The following is a 12,341-nucleotide window of genomic DNA, read 5'->3' on the forward strand; positions in this document are numbered from 1 at the left end:
TCAGAAGTCGAGCGGCTCCCGCCGCAGGCCGGCGCCGACCAGCTGGCCCAGCACCGGCCGGGTGAGGTGGGTCGGCAGGGCGAGGACGCGCTGCAGGACCGGCGCGGAGGGCAGGACCCCGAGCACGGCGGGCCGGGAGATCGCGGCGTGCGCGACCCGCTGCAGCTGCTGCATCGCCCGGGCCGGCAGCGCGCGCCGCCGCTGCACCCCGGCCAGGGTCCGTTCGCCGACCCGGGCCGGACCACCCGCGTGGACGACCGCGCGCGCCGTCGCCACCGCGTCCTGGATGGCGTACGTGATCCCCACGCCGAACGCGGGGGACATGGGGTGCGCGGCGTCGCCGATCAGCAGCAGGCCGGGGACGTGCCAGCGCGGGGCGTGCGCGATCTGCACGTCCAGCAGCGAGACGTCGTCGAAGTCCTCGAGGCTGCCGACGGTCGGGGCCAGGAAGGGGATCGACGCCACGACCCGCTCCCGGAACCGTGCGATCCCGGCGGCGCGCACCGCGTCGAACGTCCCCTTGCCGATCAGCAGGGCGGTCTGGAAGTAGCCCTCGCGGGGGATCGCGATCGCCACGTCGCGCCGCCCCACGTGGACGATCGAGTCCGCGGGGTCGCTCTCCTGCCGGTCCAGCCGGAACCACAGCACGTCGATCGGCACCCCGGTCTGCACGAGGTGCAGCCCGGCCTCCTGCCGCACCCGGCTGTGCCGCCCGTCGGCCCCGACCACCAGGTCGGCCGGGACCTCGCTGCGCCCGTCGGGGCCGTCGGCGACGACCCCGGTGACCCGGTCGCCGTCGCGCAGCAGCCCGGTCACGGCCGTGCCGAGACGCAGCTCGAAGGTCGGGTACGCCCGCCCGGCCTCGGCCAGGACGTTCAGCAGGTCCCACTGCGGCATGAACCACAGCTCCCGCGACCGCCCGACCCGGGAGAAGTCGACCGAGCCGTAGCGGGCGCCGTTCAGGACCGCGTCGAGCGTCGACACCCGGCTGTGGGGGAGCGTGGCCAGCCGCTCGCCGAGGCCGAGGTCGTGGAGCAGGTCCAGCGTCGAGGGGTGGATGGTGTCGCCGCGGAAGTCGCGCAGGAAGTCGTCGTGGGACTCCAGCACCGTCACGCGCACGCCGGCGCGAGCCAGCAGCAGGCCCAGCACCATCCCGGCCGGCCCGCCGCCGGCCACGCACACCGATCCGGGGAGGCGTCCGCCGCGGGCGAGGTCGTCGATCACGGGGAACCCTTCGGACAGGATGGTCCGTGTGGACTCGACCCTGGGCGGACGTACGGCGCTGGTGACCGGAGGCGGGCGCGGGCTCGGCCTCGCGATGGCGGAGGCGGTGGCCCGGGCCGGTGCGCGGGTGGCGCTGCTGGACGTGCGCGACGAGGTGCACGCCGCCGCCGAGCAGCTGGCCGCGCGGACCGGCACCGAGGTCGTCGGGGTCACCGCCGACGTGACCGACGAGGCGTCGGTCGAGGCCGCGCTGGCGCAGGTCGAGGAGAGCCTCGGGGTCGTCGACGCCCTCGTGCACGCGGCGGGCGTCGCCGACACGACGAGCGCGCTGGAGATCACCCCGGAACGGTTCCGCCGGATCGTCGACATCAACCTGACCGGCACCTTCGTGGTCTGCCGGGCGGTCACCCGTCGGCTCGTCGCGGCCGGGAAGAAGGGCTCGGTCGTGACCATCGCCTCGATGTCGGGCATGCGGGTGAACCGGCCCCAGGACCAGGCCGCGTACAACGCGTCCAAGGCCGGCGCGGCCCAGCTCACCAAGAGCCTGGCCGTGGAGTGGCTGCCGCTCGGCGTCCGGCTGAACTCGATCTCGCCCGGCTACTTCGCCTCGGAGCAGACGTTGGAGGTCCCGCGGGACCGTCCGGAGCAGTTCGCCGAGTGGATGGCGCACACGCCGGCCGGCCGGATGGGCGAGCCGGACGAGCTCGGCCCGCTCGCCGTCTACCTGCTCTCGGACGCGTCGGCGTACGTGGTGGGCCAGTCGATCGTCATCGACGGCGGGTACACCGCGCTCTGAGGCGCTGAGCGTTACCCGTAATCCACTTCGTGGAGGCGGTCACCTTCACTAGCCTGTGACGGTCATGCATGACTTCCCCCCGCTGGTCCACGCCTACAGCGCCGAGCAGGCGGAGGGTCCCCGACCCGGCGAGATCTTCGCCCACCCCGACCTCCGCGGCCCCAAGCGCTTCCTCCTCTGGCTGCTGCGTCAGCAGTGGCAGGTCGTCGGGGTCGCCTGCCTCGTCAGCGTCCTCGAGTGGCTGCCCGGCTCGGTCGGCCCGTACGTCATCGGCCGCGTCATCGACTCCGGCATCCGCGCCGGCGACGTCGGCGTCACCATCCGCCTCCTGCTCGTCCTGCTCGGGCTGGTGCTGCTCGGCGTCGGGGCGGGCGTGCTCTACCACGCGCTGGTCGTGCGCTCCTGGCTGATCGGCATGTACGGCCCGATGAAGCTCGTGACCCGCAAGTCCACCCAGCTCGGCTCCGTGCTCTCCCGGCGCAGCCCCACGGGGGAGGTGCTGAGCGTCTCGGCCTCCGACTCCGACGAGTTCGGCGGGCTGACCCAGATCGTGTCCGAGGCGGTCGGTGCCTTCATCGCGACGCTGGTCATCGCCGGGCTCGTGCTCAGCACGTCGGTCCCGCTCGGGCTGCTCGTGCTCGTCGCGGCCCCCTTGATCGTCGTGCTGGTCGTCCCGCTGTTCCGCCCGCTGCAGCGGCGCGAGGAGGTCGAGCGCAGCCGCAACAGCGAGCTCACCAGCCTCGCCACCGACATCGTCGCGGGGCTGCGGATCCTGCGCGGGATCGGCGGCGAGCGCACCTTCGGCCGCAACTACAGCGCGCAGTCCGACCGCACCCGGCAGGCCGGCGTCGCGGCGGGCGTCTGGCAGGCGGCGGTCGACTCCGCCGGCGTGCTGCTGTCCGGGCTGTTCCTGGTGCTGCTCGTCTGGCTCGGCACCCGCTCGGTGCTGGCCGGCGACCTGAGCGTCGGCGAGCTCGTGAGCTTCGCCGGGTACGCCGTGTTCATGGTCTGGCCGGTCCAGTCCTTCTTCACGCTCGCCCAGAAGTGGATCCGCAGCGTCGTCTCGGCGCGCAAGGCCGTGACCCTGCTGTCGGAGGACCCGCCGTGGGAGGCGGGGGACCCGACGCTCGTCCTGCCCGTCGACGGCGTGCTCGCCGACGCGCGCTCCGGCTTCGTCGCCGAGCCGGGCCGGATGACGGCCGTCGTCTCCGCCGTGCCCGAGGACTCCGCGAACCTCGCGGACCGGCTCGGCCGCTACCTCCCGCCGAGCTCGGGCGCGGTGGGCCTCGACGTGGACGCGTCGCTGCACGGGCGGGCCGCCCGCCGGGCCCGGGCCGCCCAGCGCGAGCGGCGGCAGGAGATCGACCGGCGCGACCAGGCGGAGGCCAACGGACGCCTTGGCGTCACCCTCGGCGGCGTCGACCTCGGCGAGGTGCCGATCGCCGCCGTGCGCGAGCGCGTGCTCGTCAGCGACGCGAGCAGCGCGACGTTCGCGGGGACGCTCCAGACCGTGCTCGACCCGCACGGCCGGCTCACGCGTGAGCAGGCCGAGGCCGCCGTCCGCGCGGCCGTGGCCGAGGACGTCTACGAGACGCTGCCTGGCGGCTGGCAGGGCGTCGTCGAGGAGCGGGGCCGCGGGCTCTCCGGCGGCCAGCGCCAGCGCCTGGTCCTCGCGCGCGCCCTCGCCCTCGACCCCGACGTGCTCGTCCTCGTCGAACCGACCTCCGCCGTCGACGCCCACACCGAGGCCGAGATCGGCGTGCGGCTCCGCCAGGCGCGGGCCGGTCGGACGACCGTCGTGGTCACCGCGTCGCCGCTGCTGCTGCACCAGGCCGACGACGTCGCGCTGCTCGTCGACGGCCGCGTGGTGGAGCGCGGGACGCACGAGGGCCTGCTGCACTCCTCGCCCGCCTACCGCGGCGTGGTCGCCCGCGCGCTCGTCGCCGAGGAGGAGGTGGCGGCCCGATGACCGGCACCGTCGTCCGTCCCCCGCTGACCGGCTCGGCCGAGACCTGGGACGACACCCCCGTGGCCGAGCGCGTCCCCGCGGCGCTCGTGCCGTCGCACGCCGGCCCGCCCTGGCGCCGGATCGCGGAGCTCCGGGGCCGCCACCTGCTGCGCGCCGAGCGCGCCGAGGACTACTACGCGGCGTCGCTCGACCCGGAACGTGCCCTGCCGGTCGCCCAGCGCGGCGTGGTCGGGCGGTTCGCGCTCGACCTGGTCCGCACCCGCCGCCGTACGGTCGTGGCGCTGCTCGTCCTGCACGGGCTCGCGGCGCTCGCGGGCCTCGTCGTCCCACGCTTCGTGGGCCGGCTCGTCGACGACGTGTCGGCGCCGGGAACCACGCTCGCCCAGGTCGATGCGCTCGCGCTCGCCGTCGCGGCCGTGGTGGTCGTGCAGGCGGTGCTGACGTTCCTGGCGCTGCGGACGTCCGTGCGGTTCGGCCAGGACCTGCTCGCCTCGGCGCGCGAGTACGTCGTCGACACCGTCCTCGGGCTGCCGCTCGGGCGGGTGGAGTCGGCCAGCTCGGGCGACCTGGTCACCCGGGTGACGCGGGACGTCTCCACGATGAGCCAGAGCGTCCGCTACGGCCTGCCCGAGGCGGCGGTCGCGCTCGCGGCCACGGTCCTCACCATCGGCGCGATGCTGGTGAACTCGGTCCTGCTGGCGGCCCCGCTGATCCTCAGCGCACCCGTGCTCGTCCTCTCCGTCCGCCGCTACCTGCGCCGGGCGGCACAGGGCTACGTGACCGAGGGCGGCACCTACTCGCTGATCAACACCTCGCTCACCGAGACCGTCGAGGGCGCGCGCACGGTCGAGGCCCTCGGGCTGCAGCACCGCCGCAACGCCGTGAACGACGCGGACGTCGCCGAGTCCTCGCAGGCCGAGCGCTACACGATGACCCTGCGGAACGTCCTCTTCGGCGCCCTCGGGATCGCCTTCGACACCCCGCTCGTGCTCGTCCTCGCGCTCGGGGCGTACGGGGTCGCCCGCGGCTGGGTCACCCTCGGCCAGCTCACCGCGGCCACGCTCTACGTCCAGGCGCTGCGCGAGCCGCTGCAGCGGCTCATCCGCAACCTCGACCAGCTCCAGGTCGGCATCGCCTCGACGGCCCGGCTGCTCGGTGTGGCCGAGGTCCAGCAGGACCGCGAGGCCGGCGACGCGCTGCCCGAGGGCAACCGGCTCGTCGGCGCCGACCTCCGCTTCGCCTACCGGCCCGGCCGCGACGTCCTGCACGGCGTCGACCTCGAGCTGCAGCCGGGCGAGCGGCTCGCGATCGTCGGCCCGAGCGGCTCGGGCAAGTCCACGCTCGGTCGCCTGCTGGCCGGGATCAACGGACCGCGGACGGGTTCGGTGACCGTCGGCGGCGTCGAGCTGCTCGCCCTGCCCCTGCCGGTGCTGCGCACCGAGGTGGCGCTGGTGACGCAGGAGCACCACGTCTTCGCCGGCTCGCTGCGCGACAACGTCGTGCTCGCCCGCGAGGACGCCCCCGACGAGGTCGTCCTGGAGGCGCTGCGGACCGTCGACGCCCTCGACTGGGTGCAGCGGCTGCCGCGCGGGCTCGACACCCGCCTCGGCTCGGGCCAGCTCGAGCCCACGCCCGCCCAGGCGCAGCAGATCGCGCTGGCGCGGCTCGTCGTCGCCGACCCGCACACCCTCGTCTTGGACGAGGCGACGTCGCTGATCGACCCGACCACCGCGCGGCACCTCGAGGGCTCCATGGCCGCGCTGCTGCAGGACCGCAGCGTCGTCGCCATCGCCCACCGCCTGCACACCGCCCACGACGCCGACCGCATCGCCGTGGTCATCGACGGGCGCATCGCCGAGCTCGGCAGCCACGACGAGCTCGTGGCCCGCGACGGCGAGTACGCCCGGCTCTGGCGGGCCTGGACGAGCTGACGGCTACTCCGCCGGGGTCCAGATCCGCATGGCACCTTCGGTGCGGTTGCCCCAGACGTAGTAGGGGACCGCGGTCAGCGTGACCGTCTCGCCGGCGGCGGGTTCCGGGGCGGAGGCGTCGGCGTAGGGCCACCAGCCCTCGGCGGGCCGGGGGCGGACGTGGCCCTGCGCGGCGAGGGTGACGACGTCGGACGGCAGGTCGGCGTCCGTCGGCGCGACCGCGACGGGTCCGGTCACGTCGATGACCACGTCGTCGAGGCGGTGCCCGGCGTTGTCGACGGCCTCGAAGCAGTAGACGACCGGTCCGCGCTCGAGGGCCACGCTGGCGCGGTCGGCGTCGACGCGGCTGTCGGCGCGGGTGAAGCGGGGCTCCAGCGGCAGGTCGAGCACGAGCTCGTCGCCCGGCGCCCAGGCCCGCGTGACCGTCAGCCAGCCCTCGACGGGTTCCGCGGTCACCGCGTCGCCGTTCACGGTCACGGTGGCCGAGGCCGCCCAGTGCGGCACGCGCACGGTGAGGCCCCAGGTGCCGGGGGAGTCCTCGACGCGGACGCGGACGCGGCCGTCCCACGGGTAGTCGGTCTCGACGCTCACGGTCGCCTCGCCGTCGCCGACGGGAGCCGTCCACGAGCCCGCGACGAACTGGTGCACGCGCAGGCCGTCGGCGCCGCCGAGCACGACGTAGTGCTCGAGCGAGGCGAGGGTGCGCATGACGTTCGGCGGGCAGCACGCACACTTGAACCACGGCTTGCGGGCGTAGTCGCGGTCGTTGCCGCCGGCCATGTGGCCCTCGCGGACCTGCAGCGGGTTGGCGTAGATGTAGCGCTGCCCGTCGAGCGACAGCCCGGCGAGGAAGCCGTTGTAGAGGGTCCGCTCGACCAGGTCGGCGTAGCGCGCCTCACCGGTGATCATGAGCATCCGCCAGCTGAACATCACCGAGCCGATCGCCGCGCAGGTCTCGCAGTAGCTGCGCTCGTTGGTCAGCTCGTACGGGTCCCCGAACGCCTCGTCGCTGTGGTGCGTCCCGATGCCGCCGGTGACGTACGTCTTGGTCGCGACCATCTCGTGCCACAGCCGGCCGGCGGCGTCGCGGAGCGTCTCGTCGCCGTCCTCCACGTAGAGGTCGGCGACCCCGGCCAGGAGGTAGACCTGGCGCACCGAGTGCCCCTCGACCGACGTCGCCTCGCGCACGGGGGCGTGGTCCTGGAAGTAGTGGCCGCCGAAGCTGTGGCCGCCGAGCAGGCCGTGCCCGCGCCGGTCGACGAAGAAGCGGGCCGCGTCGAGGTAGGACCGCTCGCCGGTCTCGCGGTAGAGCTCGACCAGGGCCGACTCGACCTCGGGGTGGCCATCGATCCCGTCGACCCGGCCCGGCCCGCTCCCGAAGGAGCGCACGACGAGGTCGGCCACGCGGCGGGCCACGTCGAGGAGCCGGGCGTCCCCGCGGGTGCGGTGCAGCGCGACCGCGGCCTGGATCAGGTGGCCGGCGCAGTAGAGCTCGTGGCCCCACGCCAGCTGGACGAAGCGCTCGCCGGGGAAGTTCACCTGGAACCAGGAGTCGAGGTAGCCGTCCTCGGCCTGCGCGGCCTCGAGCACCTGCGCGGAGGTGGTGAGGAACTCCTCGAGCTGCGCGGTGGCCTGCGCGTCGAGGTCCGGGTCGGCCAGCGTCCAGGCCAGCGCCTCGAGCCACTTGTAGAGGTCGCTGTCGAGGAACGGGAGCGAGCCTACGTACGGCGTGCCCTCGTGCTGCCCGGCCGCGAGCTCGAGGTTGAGGAAGTTGCCGGCCTCGTGCAGGCGGTCCCAGCCGGTGGTGAGGCTGACCTCGCGGTTGACGCGGCGACGCTCGGCCCAGAGGCCGTCGGTGATCCGGCCGCGGGTCGCGGGCACGAGGGCCGTGCGGGAGCGGTCGACGAGGCGGACGGGCCCGCTCTGCTCCTCCGGGGAGGAGCGGGTCTCCGGGGCGGCGAGGGTGGTGGTGTCGGTCATGGCGGTTCCTTGTCGGGGTTCGTGGCGTGGCGGGGAGGTGCGGAGGGGAGGCGTCACTTGAGGGCGCCGTTGAGCATCCCGCTGACGTAGTAGCGCTGGAGCAGCACGTAGATCACGATGCAGGGGATGATCGTCAGGGCCACCCCGGCCTCGAGGGCGCCCCAGTTGACGCTGCCGAAGGTCCCGGACGTCACGAGCGTGAGCGTCACGGGCAGGGTGAACTTGTCCTGGTCGGTCAGCAGGATGAGCGCGGCGAAGAACTCGTTCCAGCTGGCGAAGAAGGTCAGCAACGCGGTCGTGATCACGCCGGGCATGACGATCGGCAGCATGATGTGGCGCAGCGCCTTGAGGATCCCGCAGCCGTCGACCAGCGCCGCCTCCTCCAGCGTGCCGGGCACGGCGGCGAAGGCGTTGCGCATGATGAACAGCCCGAACGGCAGGTTGAACGTCACGTAGACGATCGTCAGACCGACCAGCGAGTTGTTCAGCCCGAGCGTCTTCAGCACCATGAACAGCGGCGTGATGATCGCCTGGAACGGGATCATGAACGTCGCCAGCGCGACGAAGAAGACGACGTTGCTGCCGGGGAAGCGCGCCCGGGCGAGCGCGTACCCGGCGAACGTCGCGACCAGGACCGTCAGCACGGTCGCGGCCAGCGTGACCATGACGCTGTTCAGCAGGTTGCCGAAGACGTTGAGGCCCTGGACGCTCGCCAGGTGGGTGAAGTTCTCCAGCGTCGGGGCGTGCGGGAAGGCGGTCGGCGGGATCCGGCCCTGCTCCTGCGCACCCTTGAGCGCCATCGAGAGCATCACGTAGAGCGGGTAGAGGAAGAGCACCGCGAGGCTCAGGCAGACCACCCACCACGCGGCGGCGGGCATCGAGTGCCGGACCTCGCCCAGCCAGCCGCGGCCCGGCCTGCGCCCGTCCGCCGGTGCCGGGTGCGCGTCGTCCGAGGTGTCGGGCAGGACGGGTGCCGTACGGGTGTCAGCCATGGTCGGTGTTCCTCAGCAGCAGCATCTGCACGGCGCTCACGACCGCCAGCACGACCATCAGGAAGACGGAGAGCGCTGCGCCGTAGCCGAGCTTGAACGAGATGAACGAGGTGCGGTAGATCGCGTAGACGGCCGTGATCGTGGAGTTCGCGGGACCGCCGTTCGTCATGATGAAGAACTGGTCGAAGGCCAGCAGCGACCCGGCGACCGAGAAGACGAGCACCAGCGCGAGCGTGGGTCGCAGCAGCGGCAGGGTGATGTGCCGGAACCCCTGCCAGCGGCTCGCCCCGTCGATGCGGGCCGCCTCGGTGACCTCGTCGGGGATGGACTGGAGCCCGGACAGGAGCAGCAGCATCTGCAGCCCGACGACCTTCCAGGTCACCATCCCGACGACCATGAGCAGCGCGCCCCAGGTGCCGGCGAAGATGTTGCCGTCGGCGGGCACCACCCCGAGCCGGCGCAGCAGGTCGAAGAGCGGGCCGATCCGCGACTGGCCGAGGTAGAGCCAGAGGAACGACCCGGACGCCAGGCCGATGCAGACCGGCATGAAGTAGATCGACTGGAAGACGCGCGCCGCCCGGACCTTGCGGCGGACGAGCAGCGCCATCCCCAGCCCGATCAGGAACAGCACGGGCGTGATCACCACGGTGTAGAGCAGCGTGAACTTCATGGCCGACCGGAAGCCCGGGTCCGCGAGAGCCCGGGTGTAGTTGTCGAGCCCGATGAAGCGGTGCCGGCCCAGCAGCGGCCAGTTGTGCAGCGAGATCCAGAAGGTCATCACGAGCGGCACCAGGAAGAACGCGGCGATCAGGACGATCGCCGGGCTCGCCATGGCGAGGCCGACCAGCGCCCGCCGGCGGCTGACCCGCATCCCCCGGCGCGCCACCAGCAGCGGCGCGCCGGGGGTGCCGGGGGCACCGCGGGACCCGTGGGCCTCCTCGACGATCGAGGTCATCCTGCCTAGCCCGCGTCGATGAGCGACTGGGCCGACTTCTGGCCGGCCGCCTGCGCCGAGGCCACGTCCGGGCCGAAGACCGCGTCGTTGATCATCTTCACCCAGGGGCCGTTGTTGTCGTTGAAGACGGCGTTCTCGACGGTGCTGTAGGGCGTCTTGCCCGTCGACATCAGCTCGCCGAACACCTTGTACGGGGCGCCCTGGCTCGCGTAGATCTCGGGCACCAGGTCGGTGCGGACGGGGACGCTGCCGTTCTTGGCCAGGAAGGTCTGCGCCTCCTTGTCCGTCGCCCACTTCACGAAGTCCTCGGCGCCGGCCTGGTTCTTGGTGCCGCTGATCACCGAGATGACGTCGCCGCCGGCGAAGGAGGCCGTGCCGCCGTCCTTGCCCGGGATGGGCGTGACGCCGAAGTTGATCTTGGCCTTCTCCATCGACGGGATCGCGAACGCGCCGAGCGTGACCATCCCGACCTTGCCGGAGGTGAAGAGCGGGGTCTGCTGCGTGCCGGCGTCGTTCTTGGACGCGCTGGAGATCGAGCCGTCCTCCCACATGTCGCGGTAGAGCTGGAGCGCCTCGGTGACCTGCGGGGTGTCGAGCGTGGCCTGCTTGCCGTCCTCGCTCAGCACGTCGCCGCCGCTGGCCCAGATGTGCGGTGCGAACTCGAAGACGTTGCAGCCGCCGCAGGCGCCGGCGAAGGTGAAGCCGTAGTAGTCGTCGCCGAGCGCCCGGATCTTCTTCGCGGCGTCGCGCATCTCCGCGTACGTCGTCGGCGGCTTGTCCGGGTCCAGCCCGGCCTTCTTGAACAGGTCCTTGTTGTAGTAGACCGCCGACGCCTCCGCCGTGAACGGCAGCGCGTACGTGCGGTCCTCGAAGGTGCTCAGGCGCTGGTGCGAGGGGCTGAGCGAGTCCTTGTAGGGCAGCGAGGCCGCGAGGTCCGTGATGTCCTCCAGCGCGCCCGCCGAGGCGAAGTAGGGCGCGTACACGAGGTCGATCGAGGACACGTCCGGGCCGGAGCCGGCCGCGGCCGCCGTGCCGAGCTTCTGCACGAAGCTGGCCGCCGGGATGATCGTGACCTTCGCCTTGACCTGGTGGCTGCCGTTGTAGAGGTCGACCAGCTGGCTCATGAAGCCCTGCTGCGAGTCGCGCGCCCAGATGGTGATCTCGCCGCTCGCGGCCTCCCCGCTGCTCGCGCCGCCGGCGTCACCGCCTCCGCTGTCGCCGCCGCCCCCGCAGGCGGTGGCCAGCAGGGTCACGGCGGCGAGGGTGGCCGCCAGTCGTCGGGCTCGGGTGGGGAAGGGCATCGGGTGTCTCCTGGCGTCGTCGTCGTCGCTGCCCGGGGCCGGGCGGTGCGGAAACTGCGGAAATCGGTTTCCGCGGACGCTAGCCGTTCCTGCGGGGGCGGTCAAGACTGTGGTAGTCATGGGTTTCCGCCGGCGGTCGCCGGCGGGTGGACGGAGGACCGGTGGCGAGCTCCCGCAACGAGGCGGCGGTCACCGTGCGTGACGTCGCCCAGCTGGCCGGCGTCTCACCCGGCACCGTCTCCAAGGCGCTGAACGGCCAGGGCCAGCTCCGCGAGGAGACGCGGCTGCGCGTCCAGGAGGCGGCCGAGAAACTGCGTTTCCGTCCCAACCAGGTCGCCCGCAGCCTGTCCGAGGGCCGCACCTACACCGTGGGCATGCTCACGAGCGACAGCTTCGGCCGCTTCACGCTGCCGCTGATGGAGGGCATCGAGGACAGCCTGGGCGCGGGGAAGGTGTCGACCCTGCTCTGCGACGGGCGCGGCGACCCGCTCCGCGAGCGGCACTACCTCGACGAGCTGCTCAACCGGCGAGTCGACGGCATCGTCGTGACCGGCCGCCGGCCGGACGCCCGTCGCAGCGTCGGGCAGCTCCCGATCCCCGTCGTCTACGTCCTCGGCCGGTCCGACGACCCGGACGACCTCACGGTCACCAACGACGACGAGCAGGGCGCCCGCCTCGCCGTCGAGCACCTCGTCGCGGTGGGCCGCACCCGGCTCGCGTACGTCAGCGGTCCGGTGCACCACCTGTCCACGACGCTGCGCCTGCAGGGCTTCGAGGCGGCCGTGGCGGCGGCCCCCGGCGTCGAGGTCGTCGACGTGATGGCGGGGCACTGGAGCGAGGCCTGGGGTCGGACGGCGGCGGGGATGCTGCTGCGGCGACCGCAGGGCGACCGCGTGGACGGCGTGTTCTGCGGCAGCGACCAGATCGCGCGCGGGCTGACCGACGGGCTGCGGGAGGCCGGGGTCGGGGTGCCGGACGACGTGTCCGTGGTGGGCTTCGACAACTGGGACGTCATGGCCGAGGCGGCCCGTCCGCCCCTGACGACGATCGACCCCAACCTCGTCCGGCTGGGCCAGCTGTCGGCGAGCCGTCTGCTCGGTGCGATCGACGGCGGGGAGCTCGGGTCCGGCGTCGTCGCCCAGCCCTGCGAGCTCGTGCTGCGCGGCTCCTCCGTCCCCTCGACCTAGCCTGGG

At 73.2% G+C, this 12,341-nt stretch carries 9 protein-coding genes; 4 read left to right on the plus strand and 5 right to left on the minus strand.

The window, feature by feature from the left end:
• Positions 1-1,224 (minus strand): FAD-dependent monooxygenase, encoded by a 1,224-nt coding sequence (locus ABD665_RS12455; protein WP_204910371.1) that lies wholly within the window; start codon positions 1,222-1,224, stop codon positions 1-3.
• A gap of 28 nt (positions 1,225-1,252) precedes the next feature.
• Here ABD665_RS12455 and ABD665_RS12460 point away from each other — a divergent pair, with 28 nt between their 5' ends.
• From ABD665_RS12460 to ABD665_RS12470, 3 genes are all read left to right on the plus strand, one after another.
• Positions 1,253-2,020, plus strand: a complete 768-nt coding sequence (locus ABD665_RS12460; RefSeq protein WP_204910370.1) for an SDR family oxidoreductase — start codon at positions 1,253-1,255, stop codon at positions 2,018-2,020.
• Between the two features lie 64 nt (positions 2,021-2,084).
• Entirely contained in the window at positions 2,085-3,989 is a 1,905-nt protein-coding gene (locus tag ABD665_RS12465) for an ABC transporter transmembrane domain-containing protein (protein ID WP_204910369.1), read from the plus strand.
• A complete protein-coding gene (locus ABD665_RS12470) occupies positions 3,986-5,920 on the plus strand; it encodes an ABC transporter transmembrane domain-containing protein (RefSeq protein WP_204910368.1) in 1,935 nt (644 codons plus the stop codon). The genes ABD665_RS12465 and ABD665_RS12470 overlap by 4 nt, the downstream gene beginning before the upstream one ends.
• Positions 5,921-5,923: 3 nt before the next feature.
• On the opposite strand, the gene ABD665_RS12475 is transcribed toward ABD665_RS12470, so the two are convergent.
• From ABD665_RS12475 to ABD665_RS12490, 4 genes are read right to left on the minus strand one after another with little or no spacing between them, the layout of a single operon-like run.
• Positions 5,924-7,900 (minus strand): beta-L-arabinofuranosidase domain-containing protein, encoded by a 1,977-nt coding sequence (locus ABD665_RS12475; protein ID WP_204910367.1) that lies wholly within the window; start codon positions 7,898-7,900, stop codon positions 5,924-5,926.
• A 53-nt stretch (positions 7,901-7,953) separates the two neighbouring features.
• Positions 7,954-8,892 carry an ABC transporter permease subunit gene (locus ABD665_RS12480; RefSeq protein ID WP_204910366.1) on the minus strand — a complete coding sequence of 313 codons (939 nt, stop codon included), beginning with the start codon at positions 8,890-8,892 and terminating at the stop codon, positions 7,954-7,956.
• The gene (locus tag ABD665_RS12485) at positions 8,885-9,847 is read right to left on the minus strand and encodes an ABC transporter permease subunit (RefSeq protein ID WP_204910365.1); all 963 of its coding nucleotides are present in this window, start codon (positions 9,845-9,847) and stop codon (positions 8,885-8,887) included. Before ABD665_RS12485 ends, ABD665_RS12480 begins: the two co-directional genes overlap by 8 nt.
• Before the next feature lie 5 nt (positions 9,848-9,852).
• Positions 9,853-11,148 (minus strand): extracellular solute-binding protein, encoded by a 1,296-nt coding sequence (locus ABD665_RS12490; RefSeq protein ID WP_204910364.1) that lies wholly within the window; start codon positions 11,146-11,148, stop codon positions 9,853-9,855.
• Positions 11,149-11,309: 161 nt separating this feature from the next.
• On the opposite strand from ABD665_RS12490, the gene ABD665_RS12495 reads away from it, so the two are divergent.
• The gene (locus ABD665_RS12495) at positions 11,310-12,335 is read left to right on the plus strand and encodes a substrate-binding domain-containing protein (protein ID WP_204910363.1); all 1,026 of its coding nucleotides are present in this window, start codon (positions 11,310-11,312) and stop codon (positions 12,333-12,335) included.
• The last annotated feature ends 6 nt before the right edge of the window (positions 12,336-12,341 follow it).

It is taken from the genome of Microlunatus spumicola (assembly GCF_039536445.1).
Taxonomy (GTDB): domain Bacteria; phylum Actinomycetota; class Actinomycetes; order Propionibacteriales; family Propionibacteriaceae; genus Microlunatus; species Microlunatus spumicola.

Excerpts from the sequence above, each read along its gene's own strand:
- ABD665_RS12465 (WP_204910369.1), top strand. The coding sequence starts at position 2,085 with ATGCATGACTTCCCCCCGCTGGTCCACGCCTACAGCGCCGAGCAGGCG.
- ABD665_RS12470 (WP_204910368.1), top strand. The coding sequence starts at position 3,986 with ATGACCGGCACCGTCGTCCGTCCCCCGCTGACCGGCTCGGCCGAGACC.
- ABD665_RS12475 (WP_204910367.1), bottom strand. The coding sequence starts at position 7,900 with ATGACCGACACCACCACCCTCGCCGCCCCGGAGACCCGCTCCTCCCCG.
- ABD665_RS12480 (WP_204910366.1), bottom strand. The coding sequence starts at position 8,892 with ATGGCTGACACCCGTACGGCACCCGTCCTGCCCGACACCTCGGACGAC.
- ABD665_RS12485 (WP_204910365.1), bottom strand. The coding sequence starts at position 9,847 with ATGACCTCGATCGTCGAGGAGGCCCACGGGTCCCGCGGTGCCCCCGGC.
- ABD665_RS12490 (WP_204910364.1), bottom strand. The coding sequence starts at position 11,148 with ATGCCCTTCCCCACCCGAGCCCGACGACTGGCGGCCACCCTCGCCGCC.